Here is a 19137-nt window from a genome sequence, read left to right as displayed (position 1 = left end):
CCGCAAGGGCTGTCCGGGACCCAGGGGACCGGGTGCTGCCTCGATGCGGTTCACCTGGGTCCCGGACAAGCGCTGCGCGCTTTCCGGGATGACAACCGTTAGGGGGCAGGGGGCTTTCGCGCGCTCCTCGATCCGTACACGCACAGCCCCGCCCCTCGACTATCGATCAGTGATAAGTTATCAGTGATAGATTATCGCGCCTTGTCAAGCCGGGCGCGGCCTGGGAAAGGCTGTTTCTGTATGAAGTCGCCTCAAGTCCGATCGCCGCGTAAACCCAAGGGTCAAGGCTCCGAGCGTCGGGAGGAGATCCTCGACGCCGCGCTCCGGCTGTTCGCCGCCAGGGACCTGCACACCGTCTCCACCCGCCAGATCGCCGAGGCCGCGGGCATCAGCCAGCCGGCGCTCTACGCCTATTTCGCCACCAAGGACGACCTGATCGCCGAGCTGTGCGTGCGGGCCTTCGCCACCCTGTCGGCGCGGATGAGCGCGGGCAAGGCCGACTGGACGCCCAGCCCCGAGGGCTTCGACCGGGCCATGCGGGTCTATGTCGACTTCGGCCTGGAGCAGCCGGACGCCTACCGCGTGGCCTTCATGATCGAGAAGAGCCACGACGGCTCGTTCAACGCCCGCACGGGCGGGCGGCCGATGGCGGCGGGCATCGCCGCCTTCCAGGGCTTCGTGGCCCTGGTCGCCGACCTGCACGCCGCCGGCCTGACCCACGACGACGACCCCCTGCGCGTGACCCAGACCCTATGGGCCGGCCTGCACGGCCTGGTCTCCCTGCTGATCGCCCGGCCCGAATTCCCCTGGGTCGAACGCGAGGCCCTGATCGCGGGCCACATCGCCATGCTGCGGCGCGGGGTGCTGAAGTAGGGCGAAGGGTTCCAGAACGGCGCCTGCGCCCCTATATCCGCGCCTTCCTTTTCTTCCGACGAGACCCCGCCATGGCCAAGCTCCTGCCCCTCGACACCTTCAGCCTGCAGGAAACCGAGGACGGCTACCGCCTGCTGGTCTCGGCCGTCGGCGGCGAGGCGATCTACGTCTCGATCACGCCCGAGCAGATGGACGACATCATCGAAAGCCTGGAAGCGGCCATGGGCGGCGAGGAAGACGATGGCGTGGAGGAAGACGAGGCGTTCTGAGGGGGCGCTCTTCTCAGTTTCGCCAATCCCCATTTCAACCGTCATCCCGGGCCTTGTGCCCGGGACCCCTCTGTCCGCCGCAAGTGCGGTGGTGTGGCGCGCTGGCGCGCCAATGCATCTCACGTGGAAGCTGAATCAGGGGTCCCGGGCACAAGGCCCGGGATGACGGTTGTTAAGTTGAGAACAAAATGGCAACATATGGTGGTAAAGGACGTGGGAGCTCGCCATGGTCGGTCGCGACGCCTGGATCGCCGTCTACATCATGACCGATCACTATCGGGGCACGCTCTACATCGGCGTGACCAGCGCCTTTCAGACGCGAATGGTCCAGCATCGCGAGGGCGCGCTGCCGGGCTTCACCAAGAAACACGGCCTGACACGGTTGGTCTGGTATCAGCTTTACGACCGAATGACCGATGCGATCCAACGCGAGCGATCGATGAAGGAGTGGCCTCGGCAGTGGAAGATCAATCTGATCGAACGGGACAATCCGCGATGGGATGACCTCTATGCGAGCGTGTTCGAATGGACGCCCGTGCCGCCCCAGGTTTGATCTCCCCGCGCGATCCTGAAAATCTACCTTTGAGATTATAGTCAGCTCTTTACAACCTGAATTGACAGGCGTCGGCCAAGCTGGAAAGCTGCCGGCCGCCAAGCGCGCAAAGCGCGGCTTCAAGTCAGCGGGGAGAGCCGGGATGCCCAATGTCAGGCGCGATGTCGCATCGTTCGGCAACGGCTGGTCGCCCGCCACCGAGTGGTATGCGCGGGCCGTGCGGGCCCTGGCGGCCAAGCCGGCGAGCGACCCCACCAGCTGGGCCTTCCAGGCCGCCCTGCACGGGGTCGACATAGCCGGATGGCAGCGGTTCGGCATCCTGCCGTCCGGCCAGCCCATGGCCCCCCAGTGGCGGCAGTGCCAGCACAGCAACTGGTTCTTCCCGCCCTGGCACCGGGGCTATTGCGCCGCCTTCGAGGCGATCATCGCCAAGACCATCGTCGGCCTGGGCGGCCCGCCCAACTGGGCGCTGCCCTACTGGAACTATCTGAACGCCGCCGATCCCAATTCCCGGCGGCTTCCCCGGGTCTTCACCCTGCCGACCCTGCCCGACGGCTCGCCCAATCCGCTGCTGATCATGCCCTATGGCGGCGGCCGCAACCCCTGGCCGCGCGAGAGCACGGTGCTGGCGCCGCGTCCGGGCATCCCCACCGACATCAATCTGGGCGCCATGGGCCTGCCCCGCTACACCCCCGCGCCGGGGATCCAGGGCTTCGGGGGCACGCCGACCGCGGCCGGGGCGCTGGAGCTCAATCCGCACAACACGGTGCACGTGATGATCGGCGGCTCCAGCGGCTTCATGGGCAATCCCCGCTACGCCGCCCTGGACCCGGTGTTCTGGCTGCATCACTGCAATATCGACCGTCTGTGGGCCGCCTGGATGAGCGTGCCGTCCAACATCCGCGAGACCGGCTCGGCCTGGTCGAACGGCCCGGCCGTGCCGCCGTTCACCCTGCCCGACCCGAACGGCGTCTTCCGCCTGTTCAAGCCCGGCCAGACCTTGCCCGGCGGTCCGCTGGCGCCCACCTATGACGATCTCTACAAGGGCACCGGCATCCGGCCGCCCCCCGTGAGAGGCGCAGCCATGCCCGCAGGTCTCGACGACGACGGCCCCGCCGCCGTTTCCGCCACGCCAGAGCCGCCCCCCTCTAGCCTGGTGGGCGCCAATGTCGCCAACGTCGCCGTCCCGCCGGGCGAGAGCGTGGCCGCCGGCCTGGGCCTGGTCACCGCCAACGTCCCCGCCGGCCTCGACGACGCCCCGCCGCGCTACTACCTCAATGTCGAGAACGTCACCGGCGAGGCCGCCAACGCCGTCCTCAGCGTCAATATCGGCGTCAAGGGCCAGGCCAAGGACGCCCCCGGCGCGGCCGACGAGTTCGTCGACAGCGTGGCGCTGTTCGGCCTGGAGGACGCCTCCGATCCCGAGGGCAAGCACGGCGGCAACGGCCTGAGCCTGGTGCTGGACATCACCGACGCGGTCGAGGCCCTCAAGCGCAACGCCAACGCCGAGCTCGAGGACCTGGAGGTCACCCTGACCCAGTCGTCGTCCGGCGAGGGCGCGGCGCCGATCAAGGTGGGCCGGGTCAGCGTCTACAGCGCCCCCGCCGAAGTCGTTCCCGACTCCCCCAATCCCGACGCTTAGAGGGTGATCGCCCAGCTGACCTCCGGCCTGGGGCGCTGGTCGCGCGCGGGACCCGTGGCGGTCAGCGTCGCGGCCTTCGCCCTGGCCTTCGCGCCCTGGAGCGCCGGGGCCGGCCAGCCTGCCTGGATCGGCGTCTGCGGCCAGGGCGTGTCGCTGGACATGCTGTGGATGAACCTGCGGCTGCTGGACATGCCGGGCCTGGTGCTGCGCTGGATCGCCATGCTGTGCGCCATGATGCTGCCCCTGCTGATCCAGCCGATCGAGCATATCGAGCGCAAGACCTTCCGCCGCGACCTGCCGCGCTCGGTGGCCCTGTTCGTGGGGGCCTATCTGGCCGCTTGGCTGCCCGTGGCCGCGGCCCTGATGGTGGCGATGATGCTGCTGCGCCAGCTGTTCACGCCCGAGCAGCTGTTCGGGCTGGCGGCCGCCGGGGCTCTGGCCTGGAGCGCCTCGCCCCTGGCCCAGATGGCCCGTAACCGCTCGCACCGCATGCCGCCGCTGTCGGTCAACGGCTGGGCCGCCTGGCGCGATTGCCTGGCGTTCGGCTGGCGCACCGGCACCTGGTGCGTGGCGGCGTGCTGGCCCTGGATGCTGCTGTGCGAGGCGGTGCCCGGCTCGCACATGCTGGCCCTGCCGTTGATCGCCCTGATCCTGGTCGCCGAGCGCGCCATGCCGCCCGGCCCGCCGCGCTGGCAGGCGCCGCGCCTGGTCTCATTCCTGGCGGTGCTGAGGCCTTACAAGAATTTGGGCAGGGCGTAGGGGCTGCGCCCCTAAAGAATTTGGGCGGGCGTAGGGGCTGCGCCCCTACAGGGACTTGGGCAGGGCGTAGGTGCTGGTCTCGCCGACGTTCCAGCCGTCGACCTCGTTGTTGACCAGCTTGCGCACGCGGTCGCGCTCCCAGGCGTTTCTGGCCGGGAAGGTCAGCTCCACCCCCGCGTCGCCGCGCGACTCCAGGGCCACGTCCTCGATGCCGGTGGTCTGGCTGATCTGGACCTGAAGGTCCTCGATGGTCGCGGGCGAGGCTTCGACGAAGCCGTCGCTGGGAAAGAGCATCAGCTTGGCCCGAGGACCGTCCGTCACGACACGCGTCTCCTGACTACGAGGCCAGACCATACCCCTCCTGACCCCTTTGCGGAAGCTTCAGGGCCCGGGCGCCGCCGATCAGCAGGCCCAGCATGGCCGCGCTGCGGGCCGCGTCGCCCATGGCGTTCAGCACCTGGGGATTGTTGGACAGCACCCGCGCCAGGATCCCCGACACATAGGGCGCTGCCATCGAGGTTCCGGAATCGAACCACCACTCGCCGCCCGGGAAGGTGGAGACGATCGCGTGCCCCGGGGCGGCGAACTGCACCTGGGGTCCGAAGTTGGAGAAGCTGGCCAGGTAGATCGACTCGTCGTTGGCCGACACCTGGTCGGACTCGTATTTCAGGAACTCCGGCTGGGGCGGATAGGCGCCCTTCTTGCCCAGGGCCGTCACCGCCACGCAGTTGGGGTGGGCGGCCGGATAGCTGACCGGCTTGCCCGCGCCGTTGCCGGCGGCGGCCACGCAGATCACCCCCTGGTTCCAGGCCTCGGTGATGGCGCTGCGCACCCCGTCCTCGCGCAGCTTGGCGCCCTCGATGCTGAGATTGATCACGTGGCAGCCGTCGCGGATGGCGGCGATGATCGAGTTGATGATGTCGATGTTCTCCGCCCCTTTCTCGCCGCCGGGGTTGTCGGGGAAGATCCGGTAGCTGCACAGGCCCGCGGCCGGGGCCACGCCCCCGGGACCGCCCTGGTCCGGCCGGGCGGCGATGATCCCGGCCACGTGGGTGCCGTGGGCGGCTCGGGCGGCCGAGGCCGCGCCCCAGTTCACCGGCCGGCCCTCGCCGGGGTGGGCGTCGGCGATCAGGCAGCGCGAGGCGCTCAGCGATCCGGCCAGGGCGGGGTGGGTGAAGTCGATCCCGGTGTCGATCACCGCCACATTGACCCCGGCCCCCAGGGCGCCCGCCGCCAGGCCGGGCAGGAAGGCGCTCTTGAGGTCGCTTCCCCAGACCACGCCGTCGGCGCCGAGAGCGCTCTGGGTGACTTTCGCGGCGGGGGCGGCGGCCACCGTGGCGGCCTCGGCCTCGTCGGGTGCGGGCTTGCGACGGCGGCGGGCGCTGGCCTCGGTGTCGGGCAGGCTGTAGCGGGTGACCGGCAGCACCCGCACCCCCGGATTGGCGGCCTCGAAGCCCAGGCGGGCGGTCGAGGTCAGGCTGACCATGGCCGGGCCGTCGTCGAACTGCTGGGACAACACGCGGTAGTCCTCGTCGCCGATCTCGGCGGCCAGCTGGTCCATGGCCGCCGCCGGGGCCTCGACCATCGCCTCCATCGCGCCGAACGGCCCGGGACCGCTTGCCTCGAACAGCGAAGCCGCGCTGACCGCCGCCCGCAGCGACTCGCCCTGGGGCTGGCTGCTGGACGACTCGAAAGCGCCCACCCGCAGGGCCGGCTCGCTGAGCGCGGCCTGGATGGTGTCGCTCAGAACCCCGCTGCGCGGCATGACCACGTAACGCGTGCGTCTTTCCCGCATGCTCGAACCTCCCCCGATGACGCCGTGTGCTCATGGCGTGTGTATTGTCCATGCTCGGCTTAAGGTGGTTTTCTGTCGATAGCTATCCAGACATTTCAAGCATCTGCGCTTGCCCCAACATCCACTCATCCCGGCGAATGCCGGGACCCAGATGGAATGGCTCTGGGCCTGACGCCATGAACGCCGAGCTCTTCCAATCATCCCCAGCGCCATAGGATCTGGGTCCCGGCATTCGCCGGGATGAGCGGATTTGAAAGTTGGGATTCAAACCCCGACGGCCATGCTCTAGACAGGCGCCATGTCCCGCCCCGATCTCCGTGCCGTCCTGCCTTACGTCTGCCTGGTCGCGGCCATGGTGTCGCTGTGCGCGGGCACCTCGTTCGCCAAGAGCCTGTTCCCGCTGGTGGGGGCGCAGGGGACCAGCGCCTATCGGGTGGGGTTCTCGGCCCTGATCCTGTGCCTGGTCTGGCGGCCCTGGCGCATGGCCATGACCCGCGCGGACCTCAAGGCCGTGGCCGCCTATGGCGCGGTCATGGGGGTGATGAACCTGTGCTTCTACATGGCCCTGCGCACCATCCCCCTGGGCCTGGCTATCGCCATCGAGTTCACCGGCCCGCTGGGCCTGGCCATGATGCATGCCAGGAAGCCCATCCACTTCCTGTGGATCGCCCTGGCCGTGGCGGGGCTGGGCCTGCTGCTGCCGCTGGGCGACGTGGGCATGCATCTGGACCCGGTGGGCGTGGCCTATGCGGCGGCGGCGGGGGTGTGCTGGGCGCTCTACATCGTGGCCGGCCAGCGGACCGGACACCTGCACGGCGGCCGCTCGGTGGCCCTGGGGATGGCGACGGCGGCGGTGGTGATCGCGCCCTTCGGCCTGGTCGCGGCCGGACCGGCCCTCTTGAACCCGGTCGCCATCGGCCTGGGGCTGGTGGTGGCGGTGGTCTCCAGCGCCATTCCCTATTCGCTGGAGATGGTGGCCCTGCGCGGCATCTCCAAGCGCAGCTTCGGGGTGATGCTGAGCCTGGAGCCGGCCGTCGGCGCCCTGGCGGGCCTGCTGCTGCTGGGCGAGCACCTGATCGCCCGCCAATGGCTGGCCATCGCCCTGGTCATCGCCGCCTCGGTGGGGACCGTGGCGACGGACCCTTCGCGGCGAGAGGTCGAGGCGCCGCTGCACGACTGAGGACTGAACGGCGGCTTCAGACGGCGTCGATCCACAAAGTGGAAGCGGGCGTTTCTTCATACTTGCGTTTTGGTTAAGCTTCCGCACATGAGGTGCCTAAATCGCATAGTCGCGACGGTTCGACGCCATCGCCTCCTAGCTATTGGACTTGCGCTGAGTGGCTTTCCTTTAGGGGGCGCGGTGGCGACAGACGGCCTCTTTGGGTCTGTTACTGCCGCTTGGATTCAAGCCGTCGGATCAATCGCTGCAATCGTTTCGGGGGTGTGGATTGCCCAAACCAGCGAGCGTGCACGGCAACAAGACGCCAAAGAGCGTGAACGTGATCGGCTCGAGCTGGTCGCGCACCTCTCCGGTGATTTGGTGCGGAATGTTCGGCTCCTGATGAGCCGCGTCCGAGGAAGAAGAAAAACACGCATAAGCACGCTTGGTTTGAAGCGTGCTTTAACGGCACTCTACAACTATCCGATCTCTGATATGCCAGGTGGTTCAGTTGCTGTTTTAATGCAAAATGTTATCGGGCAAGCGGAGCATTTTCTCGAGTTCCATGAGCACTGGATGAATGGAGTTGAAACGCAAGGAAATCAGTATCTGGATTGGAGCGTCCAGCAAAAGAGAAAGAGTGCGGCAGCAATACTTATGGAGGAGGACTATGAGGGCATGCGCCGCGCGCAGCGTGTGATTGTCGAAGCCTGGCAAACTGCTGTGCTCAAGAGGCCGCCTTTTCCCCGAGATGTCCTAGCAGCGCAGGTAGGCCTCGTTCGATTGCGAAAGCTGTACTAGCTAAATCGGCGTCGGACCTCGGTCCTGGTTCTACAGCTTGTTTCCTCAAACCAAGCCACGATCTGGCAACCGCTGTTATTCCACCCTTGTTTTACACCCGTTCAACAGTACGCTCACGGCCACGCTCCGCATCCGGAAGAGGCCGCCATGTTTCGTTCGATCGTTCGACAGACTTCCGCCCTAGCCTTGCTCGCGACGCTAGTCGCCGCGCCGGCCTTCGCCGCCGACCGCACCGCCGACCAGAGCCAGATCATCGCCCTCAGCGACAAGGCCGCCCCGGCCGTCGCGGCCAACGCCCTGAAGATCTGGAGCTTCGCCGAGATCGGCTATCACGAGACCCAGAGCTCGGCCCTGCTGCAGGCCCAGCTGAAGGCGGCGGGCTTTTCGGTGAAGGCGGGCGTGTCGGGCATGCCCACCGCCTTCGTGGCCAGCTACCGCACCGGTCCCGGTCCGGTGATCGCCATCGTCGGCGAGTTCGACGCCTTGCCGGGCCTGTCCCAGGAGGCCGTCCCCACCCGCAAGCCCATCGAGGGCCAGCGGGCCGGTCACGGCTGCGGCCACCACCTGTTCGGCGCGGCCTCGGCGGGGGCGGCCATCGTCCTGGCCCAGTGGATGGCGGCCAACCACGTCCAGGGCGAGATCCGCTTCTACGGCACGCCGGCCGAGGAGGCGGGGGCGGGCAAGGTGTTCATGGTCCGCGACGGCCTGTTCGACGACGTCGACGCGGCGATCAACTGGCACCCGTCCGACCTCAACAGCGCCGCCCAGGAGCGGAGCCTGGCGGTGGTGGGCATGCGCTTTCGCTTCCACGGCGTTTCGGCCCACGCCGCCGCCGATCCGGAGAAGGGCCGTTCGGCCCTGGACGGGGTCGAGATCATGAACGTGGCGGTCAATTACCTGCGCGAGCACGTGCCGCAGGAGACCCGCATCCACTACGTGATCAAGAAGGGCGGCGAGGCTCCCAACGTGGTGCCGGACCTCGCCGAGTCCGAATACTACATCCGCAGCCCGACGGCGGCCCAGCTGGGCGAGGTGGTCGAGCGGGTCAAGAAGGCCGCCGAGGGCGCGGCCATCGCCACGGGCACGACCTACGAACCCATCCTCGACAGCGGGGTCTATGATCTGCTGCCCAACGACGTGCTGGGCCACATCGCCGACCGTAATTTCCGCCTGGTGGGCGGCCTGACCTATGACGCCGCCGAGACTGCGTTCGCCAAGACCCTGTCCCAGAGCCTGGACAAGAAGACCTACACGCCGGGCAGCGAGACGGTGATCGAGTCCTACCACTCCGGCGACATGAGCTACGGCTCCACCGACGTGGGTGACATCAGCTACGTGGTTCCCACGGTCGGGATCGAGACCGCCACCTGGGTTCCGGGCACCTCGGCCCACAGCTGGCAGGCGGTGGCGGCGGGCGGCACGACCATCGGCACGCGGGCGGCGGTGCTGGCGACCAAGGTCATGGCCCTGACCGGCGCCGACCTCTTCCGCGACCCCGCCGCGCTCAAGGCCGCCAAGGCCGAACTCGACCGCCGGCGCGGCCCGGACTTCAAGTACAAGGCCCTGCTGGGCGACGTGGGGCCGGACCTGACGTACGGGGATTAAACCCTCTCCCAGAGGGAGGGGCCCGAGCGCAGCTTGGGAGGGTGAGGGGTTTAGACGTCGGACGGCGGCAGGCAGGGCGGTCGATATGGCAAATCGCTATTTGCTATCGAGATAGTGAGAGAGCGTCAGCCTCACCTCTTCAGCAATGCCACGGAGGCTCGCTGCCTCAAGCCCGCCAATAGGCGCGTCGCCATTTGGTCCGGACGCGCGATAGGGCATTCCTTCGCCCGTCTTGGCCTTATGAAGGTCCGCAGGAATGGTCTGATCGACATGAGCGCCCCCATCGGTGTCCGCGACCTGAGTCACGAAGTCGTAGCGGCTGAACTCGACCGCACCGATTCTAGCGACCTTCCGGGTCCACCAGGCATCAAATGCAAGTTGGTTGGTCACGGGCATTGTGAGCGCATTGGCCGTGAAACGTGTCCCATCATCGTCCATCAGGAATGACGCGAGGCCTGGAAGCACGAAGAAGCCGCCAGGTCTTGGCTCTATAGGAGGGACGCTGTCGAAGAACGGTCTATTTCGCAGCCCCAGCTGACCCAAGATCGAGCGGGAATTTTTGGTTTCATGAAGAAGGACTCGCAGCACTACCGCGATGTCCCTGGCCGCGTATAAGTCTCCACCGTCATAGCCTGCAATAGCGCGATCAAGGCGTCGCCGCTGACCATTCAAATGGTTCTGTTGGTCGTCGTCGCTTTGTGGAGTTCGAGCCATGAATCAATCTCGTACTGAAGATTGATTAAGTCCAGCTCGATAGCAGCCGGCGAGGGTGTAACGCCTCACCCTCCCACGACTTCGTCGCGGGCCCCTCCCTCTCCCTCTGGGAGAGGGCTTTTACTCCGCCGCGTAGACCACCGGGTGCACGTGCGCCCACAGGTGTGCGCGGTAGGTGTCGAAGCACTGCTCGCCGCAGATCAGGCGCATGACCGCGCCCTCGGCGATGAAGCGGGCGCAATGCGGAAACTCGCTGACCAGGGGATGCAGGGCCTCGGCGTTCCAGGCCTTGGAATGCTCGATGTCCAACTGGGCGTGCAGGGCGAAATATTTGCGGGCCGAGGGCGAGACGCCCAGGCGTTTGAGCCCCGCGTCTACGCAGGCCACCCGGCCGGGCGCGGTCAGCTCGACCACCCCCAGGGCGCCGATCGACTGGTAGGTGTAGCGCCGGGTGGTGGCGAAGGCCGTCATGGTGTTGGCCAGGCACAGCGACTGCCACAGGGTGGAGTCGATGGTGGGCGTCAGGCCCAGGACTTCGGTGGTGCGGGTCAGCATCGGGCCGTGCATGCCGGCGGCCGCGCCCCGGCCCATCTCGTCCCAGTAGTTGCGGGCCAGTTCCAGCTTGGCGCGGTCGCTGACCTTGACCTGGGTCATGGCGACCAGATCGTCGAAGCCGGCCTCGCCGGCCGCCTCCTGGGTCAGGAACCACTGCAGGTCGGGCAGGGAGGCCGCGCCTTCCAGCCAGTCGAACAGCGGGTCGTCCTGGCCCGGACCCGTTTCGCGCAGGTCCTCGAACCAGGCCACGAAGGCGTCGGCATCGGTGGGGACATCGGCCACCAGGGGCAGGACGTGGTCGCGGAACTGCTCGACGAACTCGCCCTCGATCCGCTTCATCCGGGCCTCGTCGGCGACGTCGGCGCGCCAGTCGGGGTCGGGCGTCCCGACCGCTAGGCGGCGATGGTTCCAGTGGGCCAGGCCCTTGTGCAGGGCTTCGGCGTCGGGAAATTCGGGACTGAAGGCGCCGAGGCGCGACAGGCGTTCACCACCAAACACGGTCACTTGCTCCTGAGGTCTTGTAGGGGTCGTTCCAGGACGAGAAAGGCCGCCTTCGGGAGAAGGCGGCCCTCGTCTCGCGCGCTATGGATCAGCGCTGGCCGGTCTTGCCGGGCTCGATGGCGCCGGTGTCGACGCCGCCTTCCAGCCCGTCTTCCAGGCCTTCGTTGCGCACGCCCTCGATGCCTTCCGGATCGTCGCGGCGCGGCTGGCGCTCGCCCTGCTGGTTTTGCTGATCGGCCTGGCGGCGTTGTTCGTCGCCGGGTTGCTGTTGCAGGCCGTCGCGTTCGTTCTGGTCGCCCATGGTCGTTCTCCCTGATCGCGCCGGAGGGTCCGGCGGGGAGATCAACGGGGCGCGAGGCCAGGCGTTCCTAAGTCGAAAAAGCGACAAATCGGCTCTGGAAAGCCAAGCTTTTCAGCGCTTTCGCCTCAGCGTCCCTGCGGCAAGGTCAGGCGGTAGACCAGGATCACGCTGTCGTTGTCGCCGGCGCCCGCGCCCTTGTCGTTGGTCAGGCCCGCGTCGAAGGGCTGGCCGTTGACCTGGCCCTTGGCCGTGGCGAAGTCGTTGTCGTTGCCCACCAGCAGGAAGACGTCGTTGGGCGCGGCCGGGTCCAGGGCGGGGGCCAGGGCCATGGCCTCCCACTTCTCCGACAGGCTGAATCGATCGGACGGGGCGGTCGACAGGTTCATGCCGAACTTGGCCAGCTGGACGGGGTTGAGCAGGTTCACCAGCTCGGCCTGCCTGACCGGCGTCAGGCCGGCCGCGAGGGCGCCGTCGACGGCCACCGGCTGGGTAGTCTGCTCGTAGGGCGTGCCGGCCAGGTTCGTCGCGCCGTCGGTGTCGATCAGCAGGATGCTCTTGAACACCGGAGCGCGGGTCGAGCCCTTGCCCCGGCCGCTGCCGTCGCGGGCCAGGACCAGCAGCTGGTGGTCGTTCAGGGCCAGGGCCTCGGACTGGGCGGCGGTGACGTCGGCGGCCAATCCACTACCAGGAAGGCCGTCGCCGTTTTCACGGACCGTGGGCAGCTGCAGCAGGTAGTGGCCGACGGGCGCCTTGGGCGTGCGGGTCTTGGAGATGTCGTAGACCAGGACGCGGGTGTTGTTGCGGGTGGCCGCGTTCTTGCCGGCGGTGTCCTGCACCGTGGCGCTCTGCAGGATGGCGATCAGGCGCTGGCCGTCGGGCGTCACCGACAGGGCCTCCAGGCCCTGGTTGTTGCGGCGGCCGGCGTCGGGCGCGCTCTCGGCGCCGAAGTCCAGCTTGCCGGCCTTCATCGGCAGCAGGGCGGGCGGGGCCTGGATCGCGCCGATCTGGCGGCCGGTCTTGTCGAACAGATAGATGCCCGCGGCGTACTCGTCGGAGACGTAGAACGACCCGTCCGGCAGATAGGCCACGGCCTCGGAATCCAGGCTGATCTTGCCCGCGCCTTCGCCGCTGGCCGGGGAGGGGTAGCGCACGCCGTCGCGGGTGATCACGCCGGCGCCCGGATCCTTGCCGGTGAAGGTCTGGCCCGTGGCGTCCTTCAGCAGGAAGCCGCCGGTGGGGGCGATGGTCAGCTTGCCGCCCGCCAGGGTCAGGCGATGGGCGTGCAGGCGGTTGGCGTAGTCCACCGTGCCGGCCACCGAGCCGACGCCGTTGGGACCCCGGTCGGGCAGGGTCATCAGCTCGCCCGTATAGCTGCCGTCCGGCAGGCGCTTCCACGACCGCAGGGCCATGCCCGAGAACGAGCCCAGGCTGTCGCCCTGGAAATCCCGCGTGGCCGCGTCCAGCCGCCCCACGGCGACCAGGCCGTGGTCGACGAAGGTCTGGCCCTGGAAGGTCACCGTCTCGTCGCCGGGCGCCTGGCTCCAGTGCTTTTCGACATAGGTCGACGACTGGGCGTGGGCCGCGCCGGCCAGCAGGGCGGCGGCGAGGGTCATCGGGATCAGACGGCACATGGGAGCTCCTTGGACGAGAAAGGCGGGCGGCCGCTGGGGCCGCCCGCCGATGCGAGGTCTCTGGTCGGGCGCGGACGCCCTAGAAGTCGAAGCCGACCGTGGCGAACACCTGGCGCGGGGCCGAAGAGTGGAACACCAGGATCGAGCCCGCCGCGTCGTCCGGGGCGAACACGCTGCTGTCGAAGTTGGAGGCGTAGCGCTTGTTGGTCAGGTTGGTGACGTTCAGCGAGGCCTTGGCGCCCTTCAGGAAGCCCACCGAGCCGAAGTCGTAGCCCAGGCCCAGGTCGAAGGTGGTGTAGCCGCCGAAGCTCTGGTCGTTGGTGTAGGTGTAGTAGCGGCGGCCGGTGTACTTGCCCTGCAGCGAGGCGAAGAAGCCGTCACGCTTCACGCTGAGCATGCTGGAGAACATCTCCTTGGGCGTGTCGACCTGCTGCTTGCCGGCGGTCTGCTTGATCACGCAGGTGGTGGTGCACCAGTTCAGGTTCTCGTCGTAGGTCGACTTGTTGTACGAGGCCGAGTTGTACCAGCTCAGCCACTCCAGCGGCTTCCACAGCACGCCGATCTCGGCGCCCTTGCTGGTGACGCTGCCGGCGTTGTGGAAGGAGTTGCCGCAGCCGGGGTTCTGCTGCTGGTTGGTGGGGCAGGGGTTGTACTGCAGCAGGCGGTTGTTGAAATCGACCTCGTAGGCCGAGACCGACAGCTGCAGATTGTCGCCCACATAGCGGTAGCCGACGTCGAAGCTCTTGGAGGTTTCCGGCTGCAGGTACTTGCCCTGGGCGTCCCACACGGCCTGGCTGACCGACTGCGGGCCCAGCTTGAAGCCGCCCTGGAACATGGCCATGTTTTCGGCGTAGCTGGCGAAGACCTCGTGGCCCGGGCGGATGCGCCAGCGGGCGCCCACTTCCGGCAGGAAGTCGTCCTTGGCCTTCAGCACGCCGCTGGCGAACTGGCTGGACGCCGTCACCGGAACCTTGGCGATGCCGCGCTGGGCTTGGGCGTCCGACTTGGCGTGGGTGCTCTTGAAGCCGAAGTCGATGCTGAGCGCGTCTTCCAGCAGGGTGACGGTGTCCTGCAGGTAGAACTGCTGGGTGGTCCAGTCGGTCTGCTGCACCCACTGGGCGGTGTCGGGCACGCCGTCGTCGTCCAGGAACTGGGCCAGGCTGAACGGGCCGGTCACGTTGGTCCAGATGTAGCGGGCGGCGCTGGAGGTGTTGTCCTCCAGCCAGAGGCCGCCCTGGATGTGGTGGGCGCCGACGGTCCAGCCCAGGCTGGCGACCACGCCGGTGCGGTTGATCGTGTAGCGGGTGTCGCGGATCTGGACGGGCAGGTCGTCGGCGGTGGACGTGGTGCCCTGGTTCGACAGGCCGGTGATGAAGTTGTTGCCCGCGCCCTTGTCGGCGTGGTGGTAGACCTGGGTGTGCAGCTTGACCGACGGGGTCACGTTGAAGTCGCCCGCCAGGTAGTAGAGCTCGTCGTTACGCAGGATCTGGCCGTTGGTGAAGGTGACGTCGGCCAGCTTCTCGGGCGCCGTCGAGGGCACGCACTTGGCCGCCAGCGAGGCCACCGAACAGGCCGCGCGGGCCACATAGGCGTCCCAGTTGGGCGCGTAGCCGCCCCAGTCCCAGCCCAGGCGGCTCTGCATGTCCTTGGACAGGTAGGCGTCGTCGGCCTGGTTGGTGCGCGAGATGTCGGCGAAGGCGGTCAGCTTGCCCACTTCGCCGAAGCGATAGACCACCTTGGCGTTGATCTGCTTGCCGGTGGACTTGTTGTAGACCGGCTGGTTCACGAACAGGTCCTGCTGGGCGTAGTGGCCCGAGAGGTAGGCCGACAGGCCGCCGTGCTCGCCGCTGTCCACGCGGAAGAAGGTGCGGGCGCTGTCCTCGCTGCCGACGGTCTGGCTGACCGACAGGCCGGCGTCCTTCTTGGGATCGCTGGACTGGTAGATCAGGGCGCCGCCCAGGTTGCTGGTCGAGGGGATCGACAGGCCGGCGATGCCGGTGGCCAGGTCCGCGCGGGCCAGGTTCTCGGAGATCAGGGCGCGGCTGATGGTCAGGCCGTTGTAGTTGTTGTAGGCGCCGTCGCCCAGCGGCATGCCGTCCAGGCTGTAGCCCAGGTGGGTGGTGTTGAAGCCGCGCACCTGCAGCGACAGCGACTGCTCGTTGACGCCCAGGGCGTCGATCGACTGGGCCATCACGCCGGGCAGGAAGTTCAGGGCCTTCTGCACGCTCGTGCCGGGCGGCAGGACTTCCAGGCTGGCCGGGGTCAGGGTCGAGACCGAACGGGTCTGGCCGCTACCGACGATGACCACCGCATCGACCTCGGTGCTGTCGGCGGCGGGCGCGGCCGGAGCCTCGGCGGGCGTCTCGGCCGCTTGAGCCTGGGTGGCGAGCATGAGGCAGGCGGCGATCGCCACCGCGCTGGTGGTCCGGAGCAGCATTCGGATATCCCCCGATATCAAAGGTGGCCGGGGGACTCGCTGGTCCACGGCGCCGGTGTTCCGGCGTCGCGTCTATTTCACACCTTGATGACACTTTTTCTGCAACAGCGTGTGGTGCGGGAGTAGGCAAAGTTCTTTCCCTCCCCCTTGTGGGGAGGGTGGCCCTGGCGGCGCCAGGGTCGGGTGGGGGTTGCTGAGTCAGCAAATCCACCCCCGTCCAGCACCCTGCACCGATCCCCCACCCGACCCGCTACGCGGGCCACCCTCCCCACAAGGGGGAGGGAAGGCGCAGGGCTCTACCCCGCCAGCGCTTCGCGCTTCTCCTCCAGCGCCAGCCAGTCCTCTTCCGCCGTCGCCAGATCCGCACGCGCCTTGTCGAGGGCCTTCATGATCTTGTCGAAGCCGGTCGGGTCCTTGGCGTAGAGGTTCGGGTCGTCGAGCTTCTTCTCCAGGTCGGCGATGATCTGGGGCGAGGCGGCGATCAGGGCTTCGCATTCCTCGAGGCGCCGCTGGTCCTTGTAGGACAGCTTGACCACCTTCTTCGGCGGCGGGGCCGAGGGGGTGATCACTGCCTTGTGCGAACCCGTGCCGGTGGCGAAGTCGCCGGCCGCGCCGCGGGCGCCCTTGAAGAAGTCCGGGGCCTGGTCGATCAGGTCGGTCCAGCCGCCGGGAGTCTCCAGCACGCGGCCGTGGCCGTTCATGGCGATGGTCGAGGTGGCCAGGCGATCGATGAAGTCGCGGTCGTGGCTGACCAGGATCAGCGTGCCCTCGAAGTCGGCCAGCACCTCTTCCAGCAGGTCCAGCGTGTCCATGTCCAGGTCGTTGGTCGGCTCGTCCAGCACCATCAGATTGGTGGGGGTGGCCAGGGCCCGGGCCAGCAGCAGGCGGTTGCGTTCCCCGCCCGACAGGCTGGTGACCGGCTGGCGCAGCTGGGCCTCGGTGAACAGGAACTCCTTGGCGTAGCCGGCCACGTGCTTGGGCTGGCCGCGCACCAGGATGGAGTCGCCGCCGCCGGGGGTCAGGAAGTCCCACAGGGTGATCTTGTCCGACAGCGCCATGCGGTTCTGGTCGACGTAGGAGATCTCAAGGTTGGTGCCCAGCTTGATGTCGCCGGAGTCGATGGGAATCTCGCCCAGCAGCATGCGCACCAGGGTGGTCTTGCCCGCGCCGTTGGGGCCGACCAGGGCCACGCGGTCGCCGCGCAGGATGCGGGTGGAGAAGTCCTCGACGATCACGCGGTCGCCGAACTTCTTGGTGACGTGCTTGGCCTCGACCACCTTCTTGCCCGACGTGCCCGAGCTCTCGACGGCCAGGGTCATGGTCCCGCGCTTGTCGGCCTGCAGGTCCTTTTTCTGGGCGCGCAGGTCCAGCAGGGCGCGGCGGCGGCCCTCGTTGCGGGCCCGGCGGCCCTGGACGCCGCGCGCCAGCCAGGCGTTCTCGCGCTCCAGCACCTTGTTCAGGCGGCGCTCCTCGTCGGCCTCGGCGGCCAGCACCTGCTCGGTCCAGGCCTCGAACTCGGCGAAGCCCTTGTCCAGCCGGCGGACCTTGCGGTGCTCCAGCCAGAACACCCGGTGGGTGACGCGGTTCAGGAAGGCGCGGTCGTGGCTGACGATCAGGGCCGCGCACTTGGAATTGGCCAGCTCCTCTTCCAGGGTCTGGATGGCGAAGATGTCCAGGTGGTTGGTCGGCTCGTCCAGCAGCAGCACGTCGGGCTGCTCGGCGAAGGCGCGGGCCAGGGCGGCGCGGCGCCGCTCGCCGCCCGACAGGCCGACCGTGCTCTTGGCGTAGTCCAGGCCGAAGTCGGCCAGGGTGGCGTGGGCCTCGTAGTCTTCCGCGCCGCCGGCCGTGCAGTAGTCCAGCAGGGTCTCGCCGGTGATGTCCGGCTCCTGGCTGACATAGACGATCTTGGCGCCCGGCTGGGCCGAGCGCTCGCCGCTGTCGGCCTCGATGCCCTGGTTGGCCAGGATCTTCAGCAGGGTCGACTTGCCCGCCCCGTTACGGCCCACCAGGCAGGCGCGCACGCGCGGTTCCAGCGCCAGGTCCACCCCGTCGAACAGGGGCTTGGCGCCGTCGGCGAGACGGACGTCCTTGAGGGCCAGGACAGGGGCGCGGGTCGGGGAAGCCATGGTGGGGAGGTCTTACTGTCGACGGGGAGGGAGGAGATGGGGGCGTATAGCAGGGGAGGCGAGGGGGCGGGGTAAAATCTCCTCACCCGTGAAACGGGGGAGGTGGCGCGAGGCGCAGCCTCGTGACGGAGGGGGCGTCCTGCCGCCGCCCCGACGCCCCCTCCGTCACGGCGCGTATCCGCGCCGCGCCACCTCCCCCGCTGCGCGGGTGAGGAGGAAGTTCATGCGGCCAGCTTGATCTCTTCCTCGGCCTTCGCCTTCGGCGCCAGCACCCGGTCCCGCAGCCGCAGGAACGGCCGCTCGACGGCGTAGTGCAGGAGCACCGCCGCCGCGAAGGCCGCCGCGAAATAGGCCGCGAACCCCGTCCACCCGGAGAGCCAGAACCGCTCGTTCAGGGCGTGGAACACCGGCTTGTGGACCAGGTACAGGCTGTAGGCCAGGCCCGCGGTAAAGGCCACGCCCGGCAGGCGGAAACGGGCCAGGCGGGGCTCCAGGTCCAGCAGGGCCGACAGCAGCAGCGCGCAGCCCAGGCTGAACAGCGGATAGACCACCACCACGCCGGCGAGGGGCAGCATGATGCCGGTGTCGCCGATGATCACGAGGGCGCCGGCGATGGCCGCCACGCCCAGCGGTCCGGTCACGACCGGCGGGCACAGCCGCGCCCAGGCGTCCGGCAGCCAGGTCCGCGCCGCGGCCAGCAGGACGCCCAGGGTCAGGCCGTCCAGCCGGGTCCAGGTGGGGTAGTAGATGGTCTTCAGGAACAGCGGCCCCGACGGCGGCAGGGCGGCCAGATCCCGCCACAGGACGTAGCGCAGGGCCATGCCGCCCAGCAGGATCGCGCCCGCCAGCAGCAGGGCCGGGGCGGGGTTCCGGAACCGCCGCAGGCCCAGCACCAGCAGCGGCAGGGTCAGGTAGAACCACTCCTCCACGCACAGCGACCAGGCCGAGGTGAAGGTCCCGGTCTTCGAATAGTCCAGGCCCCAGTTCATCGTGAAGGTCAGGAACTGCCAGAGCGGCCGCATGGCCTCGCCCTCGGCGAAGCCGGGCAGGGCCAGATAGAGGGCCAGCACCACAAGATAGGCCGGCAGGATGCGGAAGGCCCGGCTGGCCCAGAACCGCTTCAGGTCGGGCGTCTCGCCGCGCGAGATCGGCCGCAACAGCTGGCCGCCGATCAGGAAGCCGGACAGGACGAAGAACACGTCCACCCCCATCCAGCCGTAGGGCTTGATCGCCAGGATCACCCCCGGCGCCGAGGCCTTGGACAGGTGCTGCAGCATCACCAGCAGGATCGCCACGGCCCGCAGCAGGTCGGGCCCCACGGCGCGCGGAACCGACGCGCGGGAAGGCGCGAACCACGAGATCAAAACCGACACGAAACGCCCCCGGAGGTTGTGTTCCTCCATAGGGCCGGGTGGC

General features: G+C 68.3%; 17 protein-coding genes. 8 read left to right on the top strand and 9 right to left on the bottom strand.

Features of this window, described 5'->3' with window-relative positions; all coding sequences use genetic code 11:
* Positions 1-240 precede the first annotated feature (240 nt).
* The 5 genes from AC07OA_RS00725 (at position 241) to AC07OA_RS00705 (ending at position 4096) form a co-directional block, all read left to right on the top strand.
* Complete coding sequence (locus AC07OA_RS00725) at positions 241-873, top strand: TetR/AcrR family transcriptional regulator (protein WP_494661839.1); 633 nt, start codon at positions 241-243, stop codon at positions 871-873.
* A 71-nt stretch (positions 874-944) separates the two neighbouring features.
* Positions 945-1142 (top strand): hypothetical protein, encoded by a 198-nt coding sequence (locus tag AC07OA_RS00720; protein WP_494661838.1) that lies wholly within the window; start codon positions 945-947, stop codon positions 1140-1142.
* Between the two features lie 226 nt (positions 1143-1368).
* On the top strand, positions 1369-1695 hold the full coding sequence (locus AC07OA_RS00715; protein WP_494661837.1) for a GIY-YIG nuclease family protein: 327 nt from the start codon (positions 1369-1371) through the stop codon (positions 1693-1695).
* Between the two features lie 142 nt (positions 1696-1837).
* On the top strand, positions 1838-3337 hold the full coding sequence (locus AC07OA_RS00710; protein WP_494661836.1) for a tyrosinase family protein: 1500 nt from the start codon (positions 1838-1840) through the stop codon (positions 3335-3337).
* 3 nt (positions 3338-3340) lie between these two features.
* Complete coding sequence (locus tag AC07OA_RS00705) at positions 3341-4096, top strand: copper chaperone (RefSeq protein ID WP_494661835.1); 756 nt, start codon at positions 3341-3343, stop codon at positions 4094-4096.
* Positions 4097-4141: 45 nt separating this feature from the next.
* On the opposite strand, the gene AC07OA_RS00700 is transcribed toward AC07OA_RS00705, so the two are convergent.
* Positions 4142-4417, bottom strand: coding sequence for a hypothetical protein (locus tag AC07OA_RS00700; RefSeq protein ID WP_494661834.1), 276 nt, complete (start codon positions 4415-4417; stop codon positions 4142-4144).
* Between the two features lie 16 nt (positions 4418-4433).
* Positions 4434-5891 (bottom strand): S8 family peptidase, encoded by a 1458-nt coding sequence (locus tag AC07OA_RS00695; RefSeq protein WP_494661833.1) that lies wholly within the window; start codon positions 5889-5891, stop codon positions 4434-4436.
* Between the two features lie 298 nt (positions 5892-6189).
* Between AC07OA_RS00695 and AC07OA_RS00690 the strand changes: the two genes are divergently transcribed.
* From AC07OA_RS00690 to AC07OA_RS00680, 3 genes are all read left to right on the top strand, one after another.
* Complete coding sequence (locus AC07OA_RS00690) at positions 6190-7071, top strand: EamA family transporter (protein ID WP_494661832.1); 882 nt, start codon at positions 6190-6192, stop codon at positions 7069-7071.
* Positions 7072-7251: 180 nt separating this feature from the next.
* Positions 7252-7851, top strand: a complete 600-nt coding sequence (locus AC07OA_RS00685) for a hypothetical protein (RefSeq protein ID WP_494661831.1) — start codon at positions 7252-7254, stop codon at positions 7849-7851.
* Positions 7852-7998: 147 nt separating this feature from the next.
* Positions 7999-9456, top strand: coding sequence for an amidohydrolase (locus AC07OA_RS00680; RefSeq protein ID WP_494661830.1), 1458 nt, complete (start codon positions 7999-8001; stop codon positions 9454-9456).
* A 96-nt stretch (positions 9457-9552) separates the two neighbouring features.
* Here the strand turns inward: AC07OA_RS00680 and AC07OA_RS00675 are convergent, their stop codons facing one another.
* From AC07OA_RS00675 to AC07OA_RS00645, 7 genes are all read right to left on the bottom strand, one after another.
* Positions 9553-10170 carry a hypothetical protein gene (locus AC07OA_RS00675; protein WP_494661829.1) on the bottom strand — a complete coding sequence of 206 codons (618 nt, stop codon included), beginning with the start codon at positions 10168-10170 and terminating at the stop codon, positions 9553-9555.
* A gap of 120 nt (positions 10171-10290) precedes the next feature.
* Positions 10291-11229, bottom strand: a complete 939-nt coding sequence (locus AC07OA_RS00670; RefSeq protein ID WP_494661828.1) for an iron-containing redox enzyme family protein — start codon at positions 11227-11229, stop codon at positions 10291-10293.
* Positions 11230-11314: 85 nt separating this feature from the next.
* The gene (locus AC07OA_RS00665) at positions 11315-11527 is read right to left on the bottom strand and encodes a hypothetical protein (protein ID WP_494661827.1); all 213 of its coding nucleotides are present in this window, start codon (positions 11525-11527) and stop codon (positions 11315-11317) included.
* Positions 11528-11652: 125 nt separating this feature from the next.
* Positions 11653-13158 carry an esterase-like activity of phytase family protein gene (locus AC07OA_RS00660; RefSeq protein ID WP_494661826.1) on the bottom strand — a complete coding sequence of 502 codons (1506 nt, stop codon included), beginning with the start codon at positions 13156-13158 and terminating at the stop codon, positions 11653-11655.
* Between the two features lie 79 nt (positions 13159-13237).
* A complete protein-coding gene (locus AC07OA_RS00655) occupies positions 13238-15595 on the bottom strand; it encodes a TonB-dependent receptor (protein WP_494661825.1) in 2358 nt (785 codons plus the stop codon).
* Between the two features lie 296 nt (positions 15596-15891).
* Complete coding sequence (locus AC07OA_RS00650; RefSeq protein WP_494661824.1) at positions 15892-17721, bottom strand: ABC-F family ATP-binding cassette domain-containing protein; 1830 nt, start codon at positions 17719-17721, stop codon at positions 15892-15894.
* A 221-nt stretch (positions 17722-17942) separates the two neighbouring features.
* Complete coding sequence (locus tag AC07OA_RS00645) at positions 17943-19094, bottom strand: acyltransferase family protein (protein WP_494661823.1); 1152 nt, start codon at positions 19092-19094, stop codon at positions 17943-17945.
* Between the last annotated feature and the right edge of the window lie 43 nt (positions 19095-19137).

It is taken from the genome of Caulobacter sp. GW821-FHT09B08, from assembly GCF_059418225.1.
The sequence above is the reverse complement of the archived record's forward strand: the minus strand, read 5'-3'. Positions and strand labels throughout refer to the sequence as shown.